General features: G+C 68.0%; 11 protein-coding genes. 6 read left to right on the top strand and 5 right to left on the bottom strand.

The window, feature by feature from the left end; all coding sequences use genetic code 11:
* Window positions 1–221 precede the first annotated feature (221 nt).
* The gene (locus IPI67_17025) at window positions 222–1,649 is read left to right on the top strand and encodes a hypothetical protein (GenBank protein ID MBK7581898.1); all 1,428 of its coding nucleotides are present in this window, start codon (window positions 222–224) and stop codon (window positions 1,647–1,649) included.
* Window positions 1,650–1,697: 48 nt separating this feature from the next.
* On the opposite strand, the gene IPI67_17020 is transcribed toward IPI67_17025, so the two are convergent.
* Window positions 1,698–2,552: a hypothetical protein gene (locus tag IPI67_17020; GenBank protein ID MBK7581897.1), complete on the bottom strand. Its 855-nt coding sequence runs from the start codon at window positions 2,550–2,552 to the stop codon at window positions 1,698–1,700.
* 3 nt (window positions 2,553–2,555) lie between these two features.
* Entirely contained in the window at window positions 2,556–2,948 is a 393-nt protein-coding gene (locus IPI67_17015; GenBank protein MBK7581896.1) for a hypothetical protein, read from the bottom strand.
* 270 nt (window positions 2,949–3,218) lie between these two features.
* Here IPI67_17015 and IPI67_17010 point away from each other — a divergent pair, with 270 nt between their 5' ends.
* Window positions 3,219–7,037, top strand: a complete 3,819-nt coding sequence (locus tag IPI67_17010) for a hypothetical protein (GenBank protein ID MBK7581895.1) — start codon at window positions 3,219–3,221, stop codon at window positions 7,035–7,037.
* Between the two features lie 12 nt (window positions 7,038–7,049).
* On the opposite strand, the gene IPI67_17005 is transcribed toward IPI67_17010, so the two are convergent.
* Window positions 7,050–9,779, bottom strand: a complete 2,730-nt coding sequence (locus tag IPI67_17005) for a S8 family serine peptidase (GenBank protein MBK7581894.1) — start codon at window positions 9,777–9,779, stop codon at window positions 7,050–7,052.
* Between the two features lie 280 nt (window positions 9,780–10,059).
* Here IPI67_17005 and IPI67_17000 point away from each other — a divergent pair, with 280 nt between their 5' ends.
* On the top strand, window positions 10,060–14,007 hold the full coding sequence (locus IPI67_17000) for a hypothetical protein (protein ID MBK7581893.1): 3,948 nt from the start codon (window positions 10,060–10,062) through the stop codon (window positions 14,005–14,007).
* A 404-nt stretch (window positions 14,008–14,411) separates the two neighbouring features.
* Here the strand turns inward: IPI67_17000 and IPI67_16995 are convergent, their stop codons facing one another.
* Window positions 14,412–14,651, bottom strand: coding sequence for a hypothetical protein (locus IPI67_16995; GenBank protein ID MBK7581892.1), 240 nt, complete (start codon window positions 14,649–14,651; stop codon window positions 14,412–14,414).
* A gap of 13 nt (window positions 14,652–14,664) precedes the next feature.
* Here IPI67_16995 and IPI67_16990 point away from each other — a divergent pair, with 13 nt between their 5' ends.
* On the top strand, window positions 14,665–16,857 hold the full coding sequence (locus IPI67_16990) for a PAS domain S-box protein (protein ID MBK7581891.1): 2,193 nt from the start codon (window positions 14,665–14,667) through the stop codon (window positions 16,855–16,857).
* 47 nt (window positions 16,858–16,904) lie between these two features.
* A complete protein-coding gene (locus IPI67_16985) occupies window positions 16,905–17,987 on the top strand; it encodes a hypothetical protein (GenBank protein ID MBK7581890.1) in 1,083 nt (360 codons plus the stop codon).
* A gap of 1 nt (window position 17,988) precedes the next feature.
* On the opposite strand, the gene IPI67_16980 is transcribed toward IPI67_16985, so the two are convergent.
* A complete protein-coding gene (locus tag IPI67_16980; GenBank protein MBK7581889.1) occupies window positions 17,989–20,049 on the bottom strand; it encodes an amidohydrolase family protein in 2,061 nt (686 codons plus the stop codon).
* A gap of 71 nt (window positions 20,050–20,120) precedes the next feature.
* Between IPI67_16980 and IPI67_16975 the strand changes: the two genes are divergently transcribed.
* A complete protein-coding gene (locus IPI67_16975; protein ID MBK7581888.1) occupies window positions 20,121–21,764 on the top strand; it encodes a hypothetical protein in 1,644 nt (547 codons plus the stop codon).
* Window positions 21,765–21,911: the final 147 nt, after the last annotated feature.

The following is a 21,911-nucleotide window of genomic DNA, read 5'->3' as shown; positions in this document are numbered from 1 at the left end:
CCGAAGACCAGATCTACGCCGGGATCGACGGGGAGTCCACGCGGCCGGCGCGAGGGCGAGCGCCCGGGCAGTCGTGTCAAGCCCAGCGTCCGGTCGACAGGCCCCCCCCGCGGCGTTCAGAACGGGCACACTGTGTGAGAACCTGCGGCCGGCGGTCCGGACAGACGTCGCGCGGGCGATGGCATCAGCGGACGCGGTCGTGGCACCATGACCAGAGCCCCATGATGCATCGACCGCGCTGCCCGGCCGCCTTGTTCTCCCTCGTGTTGACGGCTTCGGGCTGCTCGGACGCCGACGGCGGGAGGGTGCCTCTCTCGAGGACCTCCGCCGCGCTCAAGGCCACGGGCGACAGTTGCACTGCCGGAACCGAGTGTGATTCCGGGTTCTGCGTCGACTCCGTGTGCTGCACCACCGCGTGCACGGGCGTGTGCCAGGCCTGCGCAGCGGCAAAGAAACAGGCCCTCGCGCTGAACGGCACCTGCGGTCCCGCGCTCGAGGGCCTCGACCCGCACGACCAGTGCACCCCCGACGTGACGGGTGGCTGTGGTGAGAGCGGGGCCTGTGATGGCAAGGGCGCCTGCGCGCTCATTTCCCAGGGAGTGGCCTGCACGACCGACGCCGGCGCCGGCAACACCTGCGTGATCCAGAGCTCCAAGGGCGCGATCTGTTCGGGCGGAGGCGTCTGCTATTTCGAGACCTCGCCGGCTGGTATTCCCTGTGCACCCTATGCGTGCAAGGGCGGCGCCTGCGCGTTTCCTTGCGCGAGCGACGGCGACTGCCAACCCCCGAATCGGTGTGAGAGCGGCGTCTGCAAACCCAAGCGCAAGAACGGCGACCCGTGCGGTGACAAGGCGGAGTGCGAGAACGGCAACTGCACCGATGGCGTCTGCTGCGACACGAATTGCTCCGGTCAGTGCCAGGCATGTAACGTCGCCGGCAAGGTTGGGACCTGTTCCTTCACGCTCGGGACGCCGGTCGCCCCGCGGCCCGACTGCGCCGGCAGCGACTCGTGCAAGGGCACCTGCAACGGAGGCGGTGACAAGTGTAGTTATCCTGGGACCGCTACCGCGTGCAGCGCCGCGAGCTGCACGGGCGACGTCTCGACCAGCGCCTCGACCTGTGACGGCACCGGCACCTGCGCCGCGGGGAGCACCTCACCGTGCACGCCGTATGGCTGCGACGCGACCAGTGGAGTCTGTCGTAAGTCCTGTAGCAGCGACGGCGACTGCGCAGCGGGCGGCCAGTGTGACACCACGACGGGAAAGTGCGCCATCGCCTTCGCGACGTGCAAGGACCCGACGACGGTGCAGCTGCCGAACGGCCAGAGCGAGTCGTGTGCGCCTTACGTCTGCAACGCTGGCAAGTGCCAGCAGCAATGCGTGAAGGAGAGCGATTGTGCGCCGGGCTACAGCTGCCAACCCCCCGTCTGTGTTGCCGAGGTCGATGCGGCGGCGGGCGGCAGTCCCGGGGTCGGCGGAGGCGTTGCAAGTGGCGGAGTCGTCGCGAGCGGCGGAAAGGCGGGCTCGGGCAGCGACTCGGGTGATAGCGGCGGATGTGGCTGCAGCGTCCCGGCCCGAACGAGCGGCGGGCTGACAGCATTTGCACTTGCCGCCCTTGGGCTTTTCGCTCGACGTCGCCGTGCGGGTTGATGTGCGCGCCGAGCGAGGCGCCCGCGGACGCTGCAGGTTGTCAGGTGGTCACACCGCGTTGAGGTGCGTCCTGACGAAGAGGTGGACCATCTCCGACGAGCTCGGCGAGGGGCGCGTGTAGGGGGCCTCCGTCGCCGTGTTGAAGAGCCGAAGCGTCCACCGCAGATCGACGGCTGCCGTGTCACGCACCAAGATCGCGCCGAGCACATGAGTGATGGTCCCGAATTCCACCACCATCGCCGAGAGGGAAGTGATGCCGTTCCGAGCGGTGTACGCCGCCAGCGGCGAAGCACCGAGCTCGGCACTCAGCGCTGCGAACTCCGGCTCGGTGAGCAACAGCTCCTGGAGCGGCCCGCCGATTGGAACCGCGCGGATCAGCTTGGTCTCGACGGCCAGGGTGTGCTCCTTGGGCAGACGGTTCGTCAGCGCGTTGTGGTCGTGGTTGTGCGTCAGGGGAGCGTAGCTGCCGTCGTGGTTGTGGGTGATCGGTGAATAACTGCCATCGTGGTTGTGGCCCACTGGCGAGTACCTGCCGTCGTGGTCGTGGCCGAGCAGTGAATACAGGTCGTTGTGATTGTGGATGCGGGGTGCGTAGTCGCCCATCGCCCCCTTCAAGGCGTAGGGGTACTGGTCGCCCACCGCGCTGAGGTCCACCGAAGACTGCTTGCACACGATCTTGGTGACTCGGTTGCTCGCGTCGTCCGTCGACACCTTCACCTTGAGGCGGCAGAGCTCCGCTGTGAGCACGAGCGACACGGCCGCGCCATTGTTCGACGCCTCCGGCACCGTGCCGTTGAGGCCGATGGCAAAGAGCTGCGCGTTCGAGCGGGTTGGTCCCACCCAGAAACAGGCGAAGCCGCCGGCAACGACGACCTCCTGCACGAGATCTTCTACTTGGGCCATGGCTCAGCACTCCTTCCTGGTGAGATGGGCGCGGACCTGCTCGGCCCGGGCGAGCACACGGAACGCGAAGTCGATGTCCCCGCGTACCTGCACACCCGACGCAAAAGCCACGTCGCGAATCGACTTGTCGGATGCCATCGCGGCGTAGAGGCGCTCCGCGTGCACGCTGATGTGAAGCAGCACCGGGTCCTTCTCGCCCGGCGCGCCCTCGCGGATGCTCGAGTCACCCTGGGTGGCGTAGTGCCAGCATAACTTCTCACCGCGCTCGACCTCGAGCTCGAGGCAAACGCTCCCGTGCGTTTCGGCCTCGATGGCCCGGACAGCCTCCGCGTAGTCAGTGAAGATGCGTTCGAGCAACGGTTTGTAGCGATCTGGCACTTTGACGAGGTGGTTCATCATCTCTCCCCTTCCGCGGCGAGGACTGCACTCCGGGTGCGGCCTGGTTGTCAATGGCGTCGCGCGTTTGTCATTGTTCCAATCCCCGGTCCGGCGATAGACTGCCCCGGGGTTGAATTGCGGAGGCTTTCAATGCGAAGCGGAATGGCTCTTGGGCTTGGGCGCGCGGTGGCGGTTGTGCTGTGCGCCGCTACCGCGCTCGCTTGCGGATCGACTGACCGGCCAGATCCCGGCGTGGTCCCGGACGCTGGCGCGGCAGCTCAGACTGCGTTGACCTCATCGAGGCAGCTCGCGCGGACGGACCCGGCGCTCGCGCGGTTGTTGGTCCCGAACTCGGGCGGATGGTCGCGCGATGGAGATGCCTTCACCTCCATCGGCTGGCGGGCCGCCGGCCAAGCTTCCCTCGCGGCGCGCCTCGCCCCGAGCGCGGACGGTGTGCTGGACGTCGGCGTTCAGCGGGATGCGGAGCATCGCCTCCAGATCCGGGCAGTGGGGGCCAACTCGAGTTCGGTCGGCACCGAGAGCGACGGGCACTTGTCCTATCCTGACGCTTATCCGTCCACCGACTTGGTGGTCGCGGCGACGGCTCGACGCGTCGAACAGTTCCTGCTCTTGCGCGACGAGAGCGCGCCGCGCCGCTTCGTGTGGACGGTGGCGCGGGGTGCTGCGCTGGCCGAGGTTCGCCAGACTGCCTCGGAAGGCATCACGTTCCGGGACGACACGGGGCGAGCGGTGATGGGCATCCCCCCGGCGTTTGCCCTGGATCGCACCGGGAAGCGACGCGACGCTACGCTCGCCCTGCGAGGTGAGGAGCTCAGCGTCGAGCTCGACACGAATGGGCTCGAGTTCCCGATCTTGCTAGATCCGGCCATCGAGAGTTTCGTCTGGCTGCAGGTCGCCGCCACGCCGCCCGGTGGTGCCGGCGGTTCCATCGATAGAAGCCCGCTGGCGTTCGACAGTCGGGCGGGCCGAAACGTAACGGTGCTCTTCGGAGGTGCCATCGGTGGGGCGGTGAAACGCAGTGGCACCGACGAATGGAACGGAACGAGCTGGACCCAAAAGTGCGCGACCGGTACCTGCGGACCGCTAGATCGCTCCGACCATGCGCTCGCGTTTCATGACAGCGCCACAAAAGGCGTGCTGATGTTCGGCGGCGCCCCGAACACTTTCAGCTTCATGGGGGATACCTGGCTCTGGGACGGCAGCACGTGGGCGGTACAGTGCGCTGCGTGCTCGGCGACAGTCGCCCCCCTTCGACCCGCGGATCGAGCCTTCCACGCCATGGCGTACCACGCCGGCTACGGCACCGTGCTCTTCGGCGGGCAGGACGGCTCCGGCCAGATGGGTGACACCTGGGTGTGGAACGGGACAACGTGGACGAAGAAGTGCACGGCTTGTGTCACGGGAACCAGCCAACCCTCGGCCCGCGCGGGGCATGCCATGGTGTACGACGCCGCCCGGAACAAGACGGTGCTCTTCGGTGGCAGCCTCCTGGGTGTCAAGTCGTCGGAGACCTGGCTCTGGGATGCCACGAGCGAAACCTGGTCACAGGCCTGTGTCGGCTGTGTTGCCGACACGACCAAACCGACGGCCCGCGTCGATTTCGGGATGGCGTACGACAGCCGTCGCAAGAAGGTGGTTCTGAACGGCGTCGACAGCGGCGGCACTCTCGGTGAGACTTGGGAGTGGGACGGAACGGTCTGGAGCAAGGTCGATGTGGCCCTGAATGGGCACGTTTCGCCAGGCATGGCCTTCGACAGCAGTCGCGGCCGGGTGGTTCGGTACGGGGGGTACGATGGAGGAAGCCCGAAGCAGGAAACCTGGGAGTACCACGCGCGGGGAGGGGGCTGCACCAGCGCCGCCGACTGCGACACGGGTTACTGCGTCGACAGCGTCTGCTGTGAAGTCTCGAGTTGCCCGAGCTGCCAGTCTTGCGACGTGGCCTCCGGCACGGGGCCCGGGCAATGCAACGTAATCAAAGACGCACCGGATCCCAGTGGCTGCAGCGGGGCCAATCGGTGCGACGCGGCGGGCGTGTGCAAGCTGAACGAAGGGCAGACCTGCAGCCTTGCAAGCCAGTGCGCGGTGGGCAACTGCGTCGACGCGACCTGCTGCGCCAACACCTGCCCAACAGCGTGCCGCTCGTGTGCCAACGCCAGCGGCGCCTGCACGACCCTGGTCACGAATCAGGACGACAACAACTGCAACGGTGTCAACACCTGCAGCGCCGCCGGGGACTGCAAGAAAAATAACGGGCAGACTTGCAGCCTCGGGACGGACTGCGCCAGCGGCAACTGTGTCGACGGTACGTGCTGCGCGGACAGCTGCACCGCGCCGTGTCGGTCGTGTGCCAACGCCGCGGGCACCTGCACTACCGTGGTCAGCAGTCAGGACGACAACAACTGCGGCGGCGTCAACAGTTGCGATGCCGTTGGCACTTGCAAGAAGAAGGCGGGTCAAGGCTGCCTCGCCGCGGGCGACTGCGTCAGCGGCTTCTGCGCCGATGGATACTGCTGCGACACCGCGTGCAGTGGTGGATGTGATGTCTGCTCGGCGGCCGGCGTGTGCACCGTGCTCGGTGCGGGTGCGCCAGGCCAGTGTGGCGCGTACAAGTGTGGCGGAGGCGCGGCCTGTCCGACAAACTGCAGCGCCGACAGCCAGTGCTCGGTGGGTAATTACTGCGGCGGCGGCGCCTGCCTGCCGTTGAAGGGCCTCGGTCTTCCCTGCAACGTCGGCAGCGAGTGCGCGTTGGGTGTCTGCGCAGACGGTGTCTGCTGCAATACCGGCTGCACGGGCAAATGCATGGCGTGCGCGGCTGCGAACAAGCAGGACGGAAATCCGGCGAACAGCGGCACCTGCAACGCTGCCAAACAAGGCACCAACCCGGGCAACGGGTGCGTTGTTTCCAGCGATCCTTGCGGTGATCAGGCCACCTGTTCCGGAACCCCCGGGGAGTGCGCCAAGGCAGCGAACGGCAAGAGCTGTGGGCCCACCACCTGCGCGAACGGCGCCGTCTCGGGCAAGATCTGCAACGGCTCCGGCGTCTGCGTCGACCAGACCAACGCGCAGTGTGCGCCGTATGTGTGCAAGGGCAGCGCTTGCTCGAGCCCCTGCACCGCCGACACGGACTGTCAGACCGACTTCTACTGCGCGGGCGGCGTCTGCGTCGGCAAATCCGACAACGGCAAGGGCTGCTCGGCAGCGAACACCTGCAAGAGCGGCTTCTGCGTCGACACGGTGTGCTGCGACTCGCCCTGCGCGGGTCAGTGCCAGGCCTGTGCCGAGGTGGGCAGTGTCGGTCAGTGCAAGGTGGTCTCCGGCGAGCCGCGTGCGCCGCGCCAGGCGTGTCTCGGTACTGCGCCCGACAAGTGCAAGGGCGCCTGTGACGGCGCGAACCCCACGGCGTGCACGTATCCGCCGCGGGAACGAGCTGCAAGGACGCAGCGTGTACCGGCGACGTCTCTCAACCGCAAGGCGCGTGCGACGGCGTCGGGCTCTGCGCGCTGCCCTCCACCAAGAACTGCCTGCCCTATGCACAACGCAGGCAGTGGCGCCTGCAACGCCACCTGCTCGTCGGACACCGATTGTGCCCAGGGTGCGAAGTGCGACACGACCCAGGGCAAGTGCGCGGTGACATCCGCCACCTGCTCGGACCCCTTCACCGTTCTGCTTCCGAACGGTCAGTCCCAGTCGTGCTCCCCGTACAAGTGCGTGGGTGGTGCCTGCCAGCAGCAGTGCTCCAGCGCGAATGACTGCGCGTCGGGATTCAATTGCGAAGGCGCGGTGTGTGTCGCGGCTGATGGCGGCACGGACTCGGGGGTCGGCGGCACGAGCGGCAGCGGCGGCAGCGCCACGGGCGGCAGTGCCACGGGCGGCAGCGCTACGGGCGGCAGTGCCACGGGCGGCAGTGCTACGGGCGGTAGCTCGACCGGTGGCAAGAAGGGGGACAGCGGCGCGGATGAGGGTGGCTGCGGCTGTCGTGTCCCGGCGAGCAGCGGCGGCTCGAACGTCTACTGGCTCGGTGCGCTGGCTCTGGCGGCGCTCGGCCGCCGCCGTGCGCGAAACGGCTCAGTCACTGGACGTGGCTGAGCCGCACGGGACTCACGGCACGAGGAACAAGCTGAGCCCGCCGACGACCTGGCCGACAGCGTTCCTCTGGATCACGTCCACATAGAACCGCTCGCTCGGGTCGATGCCGAAAGGAACCGGGATCTCGAGGAACATCGGGATGACGGCGCCGCGAGCCTTGCCCATTCTGACCACCGCCCGCTTCTCACGCGTCTCCACCACACGCTTGCCTCCGTCGAGGACCAAGCTGCCGCCGCTGACTTCGACCTCGCGCCGCACCGGTCCGCCACACTCGAAGTGTGTTCCCGGCGGCAACGTCACGATCCCCATCGGTCCACCGCAGCTCACCGCCACGCGGGCACGGTCCAGCAACGTGAGGCTGGTCGGGCAACCTCCCACCGCGCTCTCGGCCCGCCCGGAGCCTCGGGCGTGAGCCAGCGCCGCTAGAACCAGGTTCGGCGCGGCGCGCTCGGGTTCGTCCAATCCCAACCGCAGCAGCGTGCCGGCCGGCAGCCGCCGCGCCTCGATCGAAAGCTCGAAGACATCGTCCGTATCGGCGACGTTGCCGGCCAGGAACGGGAAGAACCACGGGCTCGCGGCCGTGACGACGTGGAGGTTGCGCTGGCAGAGGTTGTTGCGACGAGCTTGTTCCCCGCCCACCGCGGGCGCTGGGTTGAACTGGCGGAAGGCGTGGTCGTTGTCCGCCGTGACCTTGGCAAGGCCGCACACATGCGACCCCGGCCACGCGAGTCCCTTGTCGGCCTGGACCTTGGAGATCTCGAAGCGCACAATCTTCGACTGGCCGGGGCTCAACGTGGCGACAACGTACTCGTCGCTCGACGCCGCGTCCCCAGGCCAGGGCAGTGGCGCCATCACCAGATGGGTCGCGTCTTCTGCCGCGACCCAGTCCGTCGGGTACATGAAGCCGGTCGAGGCGGCCGCACCCACCGCCCGCACCTTCACGTTGCGCGCGGTCGCCGGGCCCAGATTCCTGACGCGGACGTAGGCGTAACACGCAGTGCCGTCGGCGTTGGAGTAGATCACGGTCGAGTCGGGCGGATTGGCGTGCCAGGTGTCGAAGCTCGCGTTCACCGTGGCCTCGAGCTCGTTGGCTCTGCGGATGACCACGGCGGAGTCACGCCAGAAGACGCCGGTGGAAGGTTCCACCCCGGTGTCTGTCGGGTCATCCTGGATCATCACGTCGGCAAAATCGACTGCCCAATCGGCGCGGATGCGGCCGAAGCCCAGCTGGTCGTTGCGCCCGTTGATGTCCGTCGAGTACGCGACCGGCCCAACTTTCTCTGCCGTGCGTTCGATCACGTCACGGATCTTGGCGGCCCGCGAGGCGGCGGCCGGAGGGTACGCTGCGAAGTCGAGCCCGCCGTTGCTCAGCACAAGCGCGGCCAGCCCCGCGGTGTGGGCGGCGCCAGAGGAGCTGCCTTCGAAGGTCAGGTTGTAGGTGTCACCGGGCGCTGCCGCCGGCACTTCCTTGCCAGGAGCGACCAGCGTGAGCGTCGGGCCGTAATTCGACAGGTAACGGAAGTCGGCCTGGTCGGTCGACCCGCAGACGATGACATCGGGATGCACCCCGTTGCCGGGGTACGGGATCGTGGAAGAGTCGAGGTTGCCGCTCGCGCACACCACGACGAGACCCGCGGTCGACGCAGCATCGATGGCGGCCCTGACGCCGGGGGTGTCCATGATGTTGGTGGCTCCACCGAGCAGCAGCACGCGCTTGTCCAGGGCGGTCGGCGTAGCGCCGCTCTTCGCGCGGTTGATCGCCACGACCAGCTCGCTCGAGAGCCAGTTCGGCGCGGCCAGGGCGAACAGCGAGGCGTTCCCCGCGAGCCCGGCGACGCCACCGAACCCCCACGACCCCGAGCTGATGCTGGCGAGGGCGGTGCCGTGATCGTCCGTGCCCGTCGCCGAATGGTCCGCCGCGGGCGGGCTCGCGCCGTTGCTCTCGTTCAGGCTGACCGCCTCGAAGCCGTAGCTGGTGGCTCGATTCAGCTCCTCGTGCGACCGCTCGATGCCTTGGTCGACCACGCACACGTAGACGGTGGGATCTCCCTTGGTGATGTCCCACGCGGCCGGCGCGCCGACCTTCGTCATGTTCCATTGCAGGCTCCAGTGGGCATCGGAGGGAATGGCACATTGGGGTGACATCAGCGGGATGTAGTCAGGGTGGACCACGAACGCTTCTTGACCCACCTCGGCCAGGTCGGTGCTGGCGCGTAGCGCGTCGCTCTTGCGCACGTCGGCGACACCGAGCAAGCGGCTCGGGGCCATCAGCTTCGAACGCTTGGTGTGCACTGACAATCCGTGGCGCTCGAGTGGCGCGGCCAGCGCCCGTTCGAGCCTGGAATCGAACTCTCGGGCTGGGGTGAGCACGAGCAGATCGAGTGTCATGCCCATGAGGCCGTGATCCGACGGATCCTCGATGAAGCGATAGACCGGTCCGGTCCAAGCCAATCGGGGTTTCTTGCCCTTCTGGCCCAGCAGCGCCAAGAGCTTCTCCAGTGATCGCTCGTCGATGGCCTCGCGCGCTGCCGAGCGCACGAAGCAGAAGCGAGGCGTCTGGTTGACACCTCGCCGCGGTTTGCCGTCGACCGGTGCGTCCTCGCGCTCCAAGCCGACACTGGCCAGCGCCTTGTCGAACCCGGTTGGCCGCCCAGGAGGGTCGAACGCAAGCACTGCGCGCCGCGTGTCGATGCGCAACGGACGACCGGATGCGTGGGTCAGGGTTTCGGTGAACGATGCCATGGGGAGCCTCCGATGAGTGATTGGGAACTGGGATAGAGAACCGTCCGCGGGCGCAGGGCGCCGGAGCGCCTGCACTGGATTCCCTCGCGGCGCAGTTTTCCAGCTCGGTCGCGGGACCGTCAATGGGGCTGATCAGCTTGCGGATCCGCCCGACCTGTTACTATTCTCGGCCAGCTCGGCGAGCATCGGGCCGCCGCTCGGGACGGGAAGCTGACCAATGGGGATGATTTCGCATGCGCGGCGATTCGCCGGTGCTGGGTTTGCAGTTCTGTGCTTGACAGTGGCCGGTTGCGAGGACGCTGAGGTTCGGGCTGGCGTCGCCCCGCCCTCGAACGACGCGGCTGCTCCAGCGCCCACCCGCGTCGAAGCGGCGCTGACGCTGGCGCGCGCCGACGCGGCACTGCAGCGGTTCTTCGACGACGCGGTGAACGGCTTCAAGGCCGGCGCCGGCGGATTCTCCTCTCCCGGATGGCGCGGAGTGGGAGCTACTTCGCAGCGCATCGCGTCTCGGTTGCCCGGCCGAGCGGATCAGCGCTTCCACCTGGGCCTCGGCCCCGATGAGCGGCACACAATCCAGCTGACCCGCGACGGGGCCGCCCCCGCGGAGGCCGAGCTGCACGCCGGTCGCTTGCTCTACCCGGACGTGTACCCTTCGACTGACCTGATCGCGATCGCGACACTGGATCGCTTCGAGGAGCTGTTCGTGCTCCGAGACGCGAGCGCTCCGACGCGGTTCAGCTGGCGCTACGAGCTCCCGCGTGGAATTCCTGCGGTCAGCGCTCAGCCGGACGGCGCGCTGATCTTCCTGGACGCTTCGGGGCAGCCGGCGATCCGCCTCGACCGACCGTTCGCCCTCGACTCGCAAGGGCAACGGCGCGACGCAAACGCGCGCGTCGAGGGGGATCACCTCGTGATTGACCTGGATCCCACCGGTCTCGCCTATCCCGTGCTGCTCGACCCGGCTTACGCCAACGCGCTGTGGACCAAGGAGCAGGACCCGTCGCCTCCGCCGGCGCGCTTGCAGCACGCGATGACCTACCACGCGGCCAGCTCCGTGGTGCTGATGTTCGGCGGCTACGACTCCAGCAATGTCACGCCGACCCTGGCAGACACGTGGACCTGGAACGGGACGACCAAGGTCTGGTCTGCCGGGGCAGGGGGTCCAGCCGCGCGCTACGGGCACGCGATGGCCTACGACGCGGCACGCGGCGAGACGGTGCTGTTCGGCGGGCTCGATTCGACCATCACCGCGCTCGCGGACACCTGGGTCTACGCGGCTGGAGCCTGGACGGTGAAGTGCGGGAGTTGCGTCAGCGGAACGACCAAGCCATCGGCGCGCCACGGCCACGCCATGGCGTACGACAGCGTGCTCCAACGCGTGCTGCTCTTCGGCGGGAACCCCGGCACAGGCTCGGACAGCGAGCTGTGGGCCTGGGACGGCTCGGCCGGCACCTGGAGCAAGCGCTGCGGCGCAGGCTGCACCGCACCGACTGCCCGCACGCAGGCCGGTATGGCCTACGACGCCAAGAACGCGCGCACCGTCATCTACGGTGGGACGGGCGGGGCGATCCCTGACATCACCGTGCGTTACGACAGCGCGCTGGACAACTACGCGACGATCCCGACGCCGGTTTCGCCCGGGCTCCGCAACCTGGCAGCCGTCACGTACGACAGCGTTCGGAAGAAGGTCATCGTCTTCGGCGGGAAGGCGTCGACCGTCTATCTGGGCGACACCTGGCAGCTCGACGGTGGCACCTGGGAATTACTGCCGGGCCCCTTCGGGGCCCCAGAACCGCGCTCTTCAGCCATGGCGTTCGACGCCTCAACCAAGCGGGTGGTCCTGTACTCGGGCGACAAGCAGAGCACGGACTACAAGGACACGTGGACGCTGTACGTGCGAGGTGATCAGTGCAGCTCGGCTGCTGACTGCGACACCGGGAACTGTGTCGACGGCGTCTGCTGCGCGGTCTCGGGCTGTGGGCAGTGCGAGCGCTGCGATCTCAATGGCGCCCAGCAGTCGGCCACTGGCACGTGCACCAAGGTCATCAGTCTGGACGATCCCGACTCGTGCACGACGGCAAATACCTGCGACGCCGCCGGCGCATGCAAGAAGAAGCTGGGGCAGATCTGCAGCGCCGGCGGTGAGTGCGTCGCCGGGTTCTGTGTCGACGGACGCTGCTGTAACGCTTCGGCTTGTGGGGACTGCCTCTCGTGCGGCAACGCAGCCGGCACCTGCACCACGGCCGTGGTCAATCAGGACGATGACACCTGCAACGGCGTGAAGACGTGCAACGCCGCCGGGGTGTGCAAGAGCAAGACCGGGCAGGGATGCACCTTGGCGACCGACTGCGCCAGCAACAATTGCGCCGACAGCACCTGTTGCACCGACGCCTGCACCACACCCTGTCGCTCCTGCGCGAACGCTTCGGGGACTTGCACGACGGCCGTCGTCAATCAGGAGGATGGCACCGCGTGCGGTGGCATCAACAGCTGCGACGGCAGCGGTAACTGCAAGAAGAAGACCGGCCAGGGCTGCACCACGGGCACGGAATGCATCAGCGGAAACTGTATCGACAGCTACTGCTGCGACAGCACCTGCAGCGGCGGCTGCGACGTGTGTTCGGCGGCGCTGGGCGCGACCCAAAACGGCACGTGCAGCGTGCTCGCCTCGGGCGCGCCGGGCCAGTGCAGTCCTTACAAATGCGGTGGCACCGCAGCTTGTCCGTCCAGCTGCAGCTCGGACCAGAACTGCGCCCCAGGCCACTACTGCGGCGGAAACATTTGCCTGCCGACCAAGGGCTTGGGCCTGACGTGCGGCGCTGCGAATGAATGTACGTCCACTTATTGCGCGGACGGCGTGTGCTGCAATACGACCTGCTCTAGCAAATGCATGGCCTGCTCCGCGGCCAACAAGCAGTCCGGAACCGCAGCTGGCACCTGCGACGCTGCCAAACAAGGCACCAACCCGGGCAACGGGTGCGTTGTTTCCAGCGATCCTTGCGGTGATCAGGCCACCTGTTCCGGAACCCCCGGGGAGTGCGCCAAGGCAGCGAACGGCAAGAGCTGTGGGCCCACCACCTGCGCGAACGGCGCCGTCTCGGGCAAGATCTGCAACGGCTCCGGCGTCTGCGTCGACCAGACCAACGCGCAGTGTGCGCCGTATGTGTGCAAGGGCAGCGCTTGCTCGAGCCCCTGCACCGCCGACACGGACTGTCAGACCGACTTCTACTGCGCGGGCGGCGTCTGCGTCGGCAAATCCGACAACGGCAAGGGCTGCTCGGCAGCGAACACCTGCAAGAGCGGCTTCTGCGTCGACACGGTGTGCTGCGACTCGCCCTGCGCGGGTCAGTGCCAGGCCTGTGCCGAGGTGGGCAGTGTCGGTCAGTGCAAGGTGGTCTCCGGCGAGCCGCGTGCGCCGCGCCAGGCGTGTCTCGGTACTGCGCCCGACAAGTGCAAGGGCGCCTGTGACGGCGCGAACCCCACGGCGTGCACGTATCCCGCCGCGGGAACGAGCTGCAAGGACGCAGCGTGTACCGGCGACGTCTCTCAACCGCAAGGCGCGTGCGACGGCGTCGGGCTCTGCGCGCTGCCCTCCACCAAGAACTGCCTGCCCTATGCTTGCAACGCAGGCAGTGGCGCCTGCAACGCCACCTGCTCGTCGGACACCGATTGTGCCCAGGGTGCGAAGTGCGACACGACCCAGGGCAAGTGCGCGGTGACATCCGCCACCTGCTCGGACCCCTTCACCGTTCTGCTTCCGAACGGTCAGTCCCAGTCGTGCTCCCCGTACAGGTGCGTGGGTGGTGCCTGCCAGCAGCAGTGCTCCAGCGCGAATGACTGCGCGACGGGATTCACTTGCGAAGGCGCGGTGTGTGTCGCGGCTGATGGCGGCACGGACTCGGGGCTCGGCCGCACGAGCGGCAGCGGCGGCAGCGCCACGGGCGGCAGTGCCACGGGCGGCAGCGCTACGGGCGGCAGTGCCACGGGCGGCAGTGCCACGGGCGGTAACTCGACCGGTGGCAAGAAGAGCAGCGGCTCAGGTGACGACGGTGGTTGTGGCTGTCGAGTTCAGTCGAGCGGAAGCGGAACGAGTGCCTACTGGCTCGCAGCGCTCGCGCTCGCTGCGCTCCGGCGGCGGCGAACAGCTCGACCAAGCCGACGCGGCGGTCGGCCCGGGCGTCGCTCACGAAACTGGCGACCCTGGTCGAACGCTGAGAGCTTGCTCTGACCCCGCCCGCGTAGATTCAGGTTCCAGTCCCAGAAATGGGGTGGAGGTTCAAGTCCTCTCCTTCGCACTGAGATTCCGATTGCAGCGACGGGTCTCGTTGACGTTGACCCGACGTTGACGTGGACCTGAAGCGTTTCTGCACTCCGCCGGAGCAAATCGAGCGCGTCGTCGCCATCTTACGAGGATGCCCTGAGCGTCAAACGTGCGGGGGGCCAGGTCCACGTCGCCGTCGCCGTCAACGTCCACGTCGCCGTCGCCGTCAACGTCAACGGGAACGTCAAGCTCACTCAACGTCAGCGTCCCCCCCTGCGGGCGATTCGAGGGATCTCAGGCACTGGCCGCCCCGCCCGGGCACCGTCGACCCAACCCACCCAACCGGCTACCCTGTTGGGAGTGCTCACCTCCTAGGCGCAAGACCCATGAGCGTCGATCCCCTCCATTCGGTGCTGGAACGCTGTTTTGGCTCGCAGGGGGAAGACCCGTTCCAGCGCCTCGCGCGCGAGCTCACGACCTGCCTCGGCGTGAACACGACGTTCATCGCCGAGCTGATCTCCCCGGAGCGACAGCCCGAGCGGCTTCGCATGCTCGGCGCCTGGCACGCTGGCGCCGAGCACGAGCTGCGTCGAATACGAAACCGCCGGCACTCCGTGCGCCGAGGTGCTCCGTCAGCAACGTCCAGTGTACTTCGCCGAGGTCGGCGCGGAGTTCCCCGACGATGCCTGGCTCGCGCAGGTGAACGCCCAGTGTTACCTGGCAGCGCCGCTCATGGACAGCCACGGTCGTGCGATCGGCCAGCTTTGCGTCACACACGACGCCCCGCTGCCCGACGCCAACGAGCTCGCAGAGCAGCTCGAGCGGGTCGCGCGGCACGCGGCGCCGGCGCTCGAGCGGCGACGCAGCGAGCGGACCCTGGCCGAACAGGTGTGGTTCGAGAACGCCGTGATCAACGAGGCGGCCGAGGGCATCGCGGTGTGCCACTTCATCCCCGAGGCGCCGCACCTACGCTTCACGGTCTGGAACGAGCGCATGGTCGAGCTCACCGGCTACGGCATGGCCGAGCTCAACCAGCGCGGCTGGCACGAGCTGGCACCGGACGCCCAGGTCCTGTCTCGAGCCCTGGACCGAGTCGACCGCCTGCGCGCCGGCGGGAGCGTGGACACCGAAGAGTGGACGATCGCCCGGGCCGATGGAGCCTCGCGCGTGGTGCAGCTGTCGGTCTCGGCGCTTCGCACTGGCAGCGGCGAGACGCACCTCATCGGCCTGCTCCAGGACGTGACCGAGCGCCGCGAACGCCAAACGGAGCTCGAACGGCTCAAGGACTTCCACTCCGAGCTGGTGAACACAACCAGTGAGGGCATCGCGATTTTCGACTCGGAGCAACGCTGGGCGTACGTGAACCCCGCCGGCGCCGCCATGCTCGGTTACACCCCGGAAGAACTGATCGGACTCACCGGCGCGGACACGGTGATGGAAGTGGATATTGGCGTCATGCAAGCGGCGAACGAGCGACGCGCGCGCGGCCTCTCCGACCGCTACGAGCTCGTGCTGCGGCATCGGGACGGACACGCCGTGCCGGCGCTCGTCAGCTCCGTGCCACGCGTGGAAAGCCAGACTTTCGCCGGCAGCCTGTCGGTGTTCACGGACCTGTCTGCGCTACGGCGGGCAGAGCGAGAACGCCAGCAGCTCGAGAACCTGCTGGAGCAGAGCCAGCGCCTCGAGTCTCTCGGGACCCTGGCGGGCGGCATCGCCCACGACTTCAACAACATCCTGAGCATCATCCTGGGTGTGGCTGAGAGCGCGACCCACTCGCTCGCCGCCGGCGACTCCATTGCTGGCGATCTGGAGGAGATCACGGCGGCCGCCCAGCGCGCTCGGGAGCTGGTGGAACAAGTGCTCACCTTCGGCCGGCGTGGGGAGGAGCGACCGCGACAGCTTCGCCTGCAGGTTCTGGTCGAGGAAGCGCTGCGCATGCTGCGCCAGGCGCTGCCCTCGACGATCGAGCTCCGGCAGCACCTGGACCCGAGCTGTCCAGCCGTGGCCGCAAACCCCACCCAGCTCCACCAGGTCATCGTGAACCTGTGTACGAACGCCGCCCATGCGATGAGAGAGTCGGGTGGTGTGATCCAGGTTCGCCTGGAGCGCGTCGAGCTCTGCGCCGAGGAGGCGCTGGTCAGCCCCGATCTGGAGGCAGGCGCCTTTGCGCGTTTGACCGTCGAAGACTCCGGCGTTGGCATCGCCGAGGAGGTTCTGCCGCGGATCTTCGAGCCGTACTTCACGACCAAAGAAAAGACTGAGGGGACCGGCCTCGGCCTGGCCGTCGTGCACGGCATCATCAAGAACCACCACGGGGCCATCGTCGTCGAGAGCCAGCTGGGCAAAGGCAGCAGGTTCGCGGTCTATCTTCCCATCCCGACGCGCGCGTCGCTGCCACCCACCGGACCCATTGCCAGCGCTGTCCCAAGGGGCGACGAGCGGGTGCTGTGCGTGGATGACGAACCCCTGGTGGCGAAGGTCAACGCCCGGGTGCTGAGAGCCCTGGGTTACGAGGTGACGGTCTTCACCTCCGCGAACGACGCCCTCGATGCACTGCGGGAAAACCCAGAGGCCTTCGACCTCCTGCTCACCGACCAGACGATGCCCGGTATGACTGGCACTCAGCTCGCAGCGGAGGCGCGGAACATCGACCCGAAGCTGGCGCTCGTGGTGTGTACCGGATACCGACGCTGGGTCGACGCGCGAGTCGCCAGCGAGCTCGGCCTCGAGGTGCTCGACAAACCCGTGAATCGAGCCGATCTAGCCCACGCGCTCCGGCGCGCGCTCGATGGCGTCACCGGTCGCGGAGCTGGCTGAGCGCTCCGTTGGACGGCGCGCCCTCGGATGCCGCAAGCTCGCCCAACATGCCACGCACGCGTTTCTCTACCCCACTCCTTGCCAGCCTCTGCCTCGTCGCCTGCGGCTCACGCTCGGGTTTGCTCGAGCCCTCGGCCGATGCGGGCCTCGCAGGCACCGGCGGAAGCAGCGCGGGCGGGGGTAGCGCTGGAGTCGGCGGAGGCGCCGCCGGCAGCGGGGGCTCCGGCGCCACGCCTGCGTGTGCGTTCGGCACCGACCCCTTCCCACTCGCACTGGGGTTGCCGCAAGCCTACGCCATCGCCGTCGATGACGCGTTCGTCTACGTGACGACCGCCGTCGATGGCGGCGCGCTCTTGCGTGTTCCGAAGACCGGCGGCGAGGTCACCACCTTGGTGCCGGGCCTCGGTCGTCCACGGCGCCTGTCCCTCGACGCAACGCGAGCGTGGGTCACCTCGCCCATGGACGGTCGTGTGCTCGCTGTCGAAAAGGACGGCAGCGCACTGGAGACCCTCATGCCCATCTCTCCCGGCCACCCCGAGGGCATCGTCGCAACCACCGATGGCGCGTTCTGGGTTCGTCAGGGCCCCGGCGCAAAGGCCGGCGCGCTGTTCGCCTGGCAGCCCGCAACCGGAAGCATTCAGCTCGCGGGTGGGCTCGACGATCCCGGCGCCTTGGCCATCGAGGGCACCGACGCCTACTGGATCGACAACACCAGCGGGGGCACCCCCGGTATCTGGCACTACGCACCCTCCGCCACCGCCGCACCGCAGCTCGTGACGCCGCTCCCCGCGGCGAACGGCAATGACCTCGCGCTGGATGAGACTCACGTCTACTACGCGATGAACGCCGAGGTCGGCCGAGTCGCGCGCACTGGCGGCCCGCGCGAGCCGCTCTCGCCCGGTGTCTTTGCCAGCGGCGTGGCGCTCGGCGGGCCCTACCTCTATTTCGTCGAAGGCGGAGCCACGACCAGCGGCCGGCTCGCACGGCTGCCGCGTGCGGGGGGTCCGGTCGAGACCCTCGCCACCGAGCTCGTGATCCCTCGCGATGTGGCCCTCGACGACGCCTGTGTCTACTGGACGAATCAAGGACTGAGCAACGGCTCGGGTTCGGTGATGGTGCGCGCCCGCTGACTCACTGCACGCGTTCGTAGCGCAGGGTCGCGCCGAAGACCGAGCTCTCGTAGAGCATCGGAGCTCCCGTGCCGTCGAGGGTGAGGGTGGCCTTCGGTCCGTGCGCCGGCGCAAGCTCGAACCGCCGCTCCGTTTGCCCGCCGCGCTCCGCTGCACCGTCTGCGATGCGCGTCACCGTCCACTCGCTCTCTGCCAGGGTCGCGCGGGACCCGAGCGCAACCTCCGCCAGCTTTGCCGAGAACGACTCCCCCACCTGCAACAGTCGAACCCGCGGCAAGAGGATGAGCTTGCTCGCGAACATGCGCTGGACCCCGAGGAGTGTGGTCTCGGGCAGCGGGGCCTTCAGCGCGATCACCGCGCCGGGCAGGGACCGCCCGCCGAGCTCGAGCTCCGCGTCCAGCCGAGTGACGTCGATGGCGCCGCGGCCGGCTGCGCCATCACTCTCGATGCGCAGGCGCTCGCCGATCCCAGGAGCGCCGAGCTCGAGCTCGAAGCTCAGCGTCTGCCCCGCGTGTTGATCGAAGCTCCGAGCCCGGATCACCGAGCGACCGTCCTGCCGCGTGCCGACGAAGATGCGCTCCGCACCGAAGCGCGCGCCCTTCCACCGGACCACGAACGTGCCCAGAAACTCCGGCTCTCCGCCCTCGTCCCAGGTCGCCGACGCACCGAATGAAGTTGCGCCGCGCTCCAGTCCCGTCACGACGGAGCCAAGCAAGCGCGAGAGCTCGTCCGGCGAGTGAAATCGTCCCCCCGACATCACACCGGCGATCTTGCGGGTATTGCCGATGTCCTCTTCCGGATCGGCATCGAGCAGCAGCAAGTCCGCCCGACGCCCAACGGCGATGGGCCCGAGCTCTGCCCGTCGCCCCAGCACCTCCGCTGCATCCAGCGTCGCTTCCCGCAGAACCTCGCGCGGCGGCTGCCCGAGCCGCACCAGGTGCGCAAGCTCGTCGTGCAGGGAGAAACCCGGGACCACGAAGGGGTTGCCCGGATCGGTCCCAACCAGGAGCTGGACTTTGCCGTTGACCAGCGCGCGGATCACCCGCTCTTGCAGCGCCAGCCAGCGGGCATTGGCCTCGAGCTCCGCCGCGTCCGGCTCCGTCGGCTGCCAGATCGCCCGGTCGGCTTCGGGCACGTAGCGCACGTCCGGTCGCTGCAGGCGCGCGCGAAGCTCGTCCGGCGGAGCCAGCTGATCGGAGACGCTGCGGGTCGGGCAGACCGCGACGTGGCGCTGCTGCAGCAGCCGCGCCAGCTCAGGCAGCCTCGTCTCATCGAGATAGTCGAGCTTCTTCCGCCGCGAAGCGCTGTCCCAGAGCCCCTTCGCGGGGGAGTCGTCGCGCTGCAGCGCCTCGAGGAATGCGTCGAGGTGCTCCAGCGTGCGCTGTCCTCCGTTCGCGGCCTCGACCAGACCAACCGGCCGCGGGACGTGCCCGGCCACCACGAAACCGGCACGCTTGGCGCCAGCGAGCAGTCGCGTGAAGGCCGCTGCGGGAACGCGGCTGTAGACCTTCAAGAAGTCGTAGCCGAGCCGGCGGTGCAGCACGAGCGCCTCATCGGCATCAGCCTCGGAGCTCAGCCCCAGGCTTCCGTCGTGGATGGGCGGCTCGGCGTCGATGATCGGGCCAGCGGTGATGATGCTCGGCCCGAGCAGCTCACCCTGCTTGATGCGCTCGCGCCACTCGAGGTGCAGCGGTGTCCCCCACATGTTGCGGACCGTCGTCACACCCCGCGCGAGGTAGAGGGTCAGATCTTCCTCTCGCATCAGGTGCGTATGCATGTCGATCAGGCCCGGCATCAGGAACTTGCCGCGGCCCTCCACCACACGGGCCTGCGACGGTGCGGGGGTGTCGGCGCGCGGACCGATGGCGGCGATCTTTCCGTCGCAGACCACGACCGTCTGTGCCGCCCGAGGCGTCACACCTTCCAGCGCCACGATGGAGACGTCTCGGAACACGACGGCCTCGCGCCCTGCACAAACAAGGCGGCCCGGAGGCACACTCTTGACGACGACGGGAACGCCGCAGCCCACGAGAGCCAAGCACAGGACGGCGGCGAGACGCATCTCTGGGGCGCATCGTCCCCGCGCCCCCCGACATCGTCAACCGGGCACACATGCGGTAGACTCGGCTCAGCATGGCTTTGTTACGGAGCTTCGGTCGGGCGGCGCTCGGCCTTTGCCTGGGCGTCGCGGCCTGCGCAAACGGCACGGACGACACGGGCATCCCCGGGGGCGGCGGTGGGGGGGGGTCGACGGGGGCCTGCATCTTGCCCGAGATCCAGTGCGGCAGCGCCTGCATCGATACCTCGGCCGATCCACTCAACTGCGGCGCCTGCCACACCCAGTGTCTGTCCGGCCAGGTGTGCTCTCAGAGCAAATGCGACGACACCTGTGGCGGCGGCACCATGATGTGCGGCGACAAGTGCGCCGACGTTGCCAGTGATCCCGCCAACTGCGGGACCTGCGGCAACATCTGTGCGGCCGGACAGGTCTGCACCCTCAGCAAGTGTGCCAGCGAGTGCCTGGGGGGAACGACGAACTGTTCGAGCAGCGGACAGACCGGCAAGTGTTCCGACCTGCTCGTGGACTCACAGAACTGCGGAACCTGCGGCAGCGCCTGCGCGAGCGGGCAAGTCTGCTCTCAGGGAACGTGCGGGGTGGTCTGCTCCGGCGGCTCGACCAACTGCAGCGGCAAGTGTGTGGACACCGCGGTCGACCCGATGCACTGCGGCGGCTGCGCGGCGCCGTGCGCCAACGGCGAGGCTTGTCAGAATGGTCAATGCGGCCTGGTGTGTTCGGGCGCGCTGACCAAATGCGGAAACAAGTGCGCTGATCTCGCCCAAGACCCGGCCAACTGCGGCACTTGCAGCACGGCCTGCACCACGGGGCAGAGCTGTGTCAGCGGCAAATGTCAGCTGGTGTGCAACGGCGGCACCATCAACTGCGGCAACGCCTGTGTGGACGCCAAGGTCGACCCCAACAACTGCGGCTCGTGCAGCAACAGCTGCGCGGCGGGCCTCTCGTGCATCGCAGGCGTCTGCACCCTGGTCTGCACCGGCGGCCAGACCAAGTGCGGCAGTGTGTGTGTCGATACCAACGTGGACCCAAAGAACTGTGGTGCTTGCAGCACCAGCTGCGCCGCGGGGGAGGTCTGTCAGAGCGGAACCTGCACCCTGGTCTGCCCCGCGGGCCAGACCAAGTGCGGCAACGCCTGCTTCGACACCAAGACCGACGACAAGAACTGCGGCGCCTGCGGCAACGCCTGCAGCACGGGCCAGGCCTGCCAAAACAGCAGCTGTGTCTCCACCTGCGACCCGACCACGAACATCGCACCGACGGCGACGGCCGCCTCCAGCGGGGGTGGCACCAGCGCGAACGGAGTCGGCCCCGATCGCATGATCGACGGGTTCCTCGAGAGCACCTGCTCGACGAACAAGTTCCACTGGGTGAGCGCCGGCAGCACGCCGGGCACGGCGTACATCGAGCTCAGCTGGCCGAGCGCAAAGACCGTGAAGCGCTTCGACATCGACACCTCGCTGTCGACCAGCGCAGCGTGCTCTTCCAGCGGGCGTACACTCGCCGGCGGCACCGTCCAGTATTACAGCGGCGGCGCCTGGGTCACCTCCGGCACGGTCTCGGGCAAGGTCAACGACTGGAGCTACAGCTTCCCCAGCGCCGTCAGCACCACGAAGATCCGCATCTACGGGGTACACGCGACCAGCTCGACCGGCCAGAAGTCCAACCCGATCATCTTCGAGTGGAAGGTCTTCAGCTGCTGACCGCCCGCGAGCGAGTACTCCGATTCCATTGAAGCGACGGATCGCGTTGATGTTGACGTTGACCTAGACCTTGACGGCGACGTGGACTGATCAAGCTTTGAGCGTAGGGGGTGTCCTTGTTCCGGTGGCGAAGAAGCTGGATCAAGT

The sequence above is a fragment of the Myxococcales bacterium genome (genome assembly GCA_016706225.1).
GTDB lineage: Bacteria > Myxococcota_A > Polyangia > Polyangiales > Polyangiaceae > JADJKB01.
This window is presented reverse-complemented; position numbering and strand designations above follow the sequence as displayed.

What these genes read in the sequence shown, in the direction of transcription:
- IPI67_16975 (MBK7581888.1), top strand. Translation starts at nt 20,121, where the DNA reads ATGGCTTTGTTACGGAGCTTCGGTCGGGCGGCGCTCGGCCTTTGCCTG.
- IPI67_17020 (MBK7581897.1), bottom strand. Translation starts at nt 2,552, where the DNA reads ATGGCCCAAGTAGAAGATCTCGTGCAGGAGGTCGTCGTTGCCGGCGGC.
- IPI67_16985 (MBK7581890.1), top strand. Translation starts at nt 16,905, where the DNA reads ATGCCACGCACGCGTTTCTCTACCCCACTCCTTGCCAGCCTCTGCCTC.
- IPI67_17005 (MBK7581894.1), bottom strand. Translation starts at nt 9,779, where the DNA reads ATGGCATCGTTCACCGAAACCCTGACCCACGCATCCGGTCGTCCGTTG.
- IPI67_17025 (MBK7581898.1), top strand. Translation starts at nt 222, where the DNA reads ATGATGCATCGACCGCGCTGCCCGGCCGCCTTGTTCTCCCTCGTGTTG.
- IPI67_17015 (MBK7581896.1), bottom strand. Translation starts at nt 2,948, where the DNA reads ATGAACCACCTCGTCAAAGTGCCAGATCGCTACAAACCGTTGCTCGAA.
- IPI67_16980 (MBK7581889.1), bottom strand. Translation starts at nt 20,049, where the DNA reads ATGCGTCTCGCCGCCGTCCTGTGCTTGGCTCTCGTGGGCTGCGGCGTT.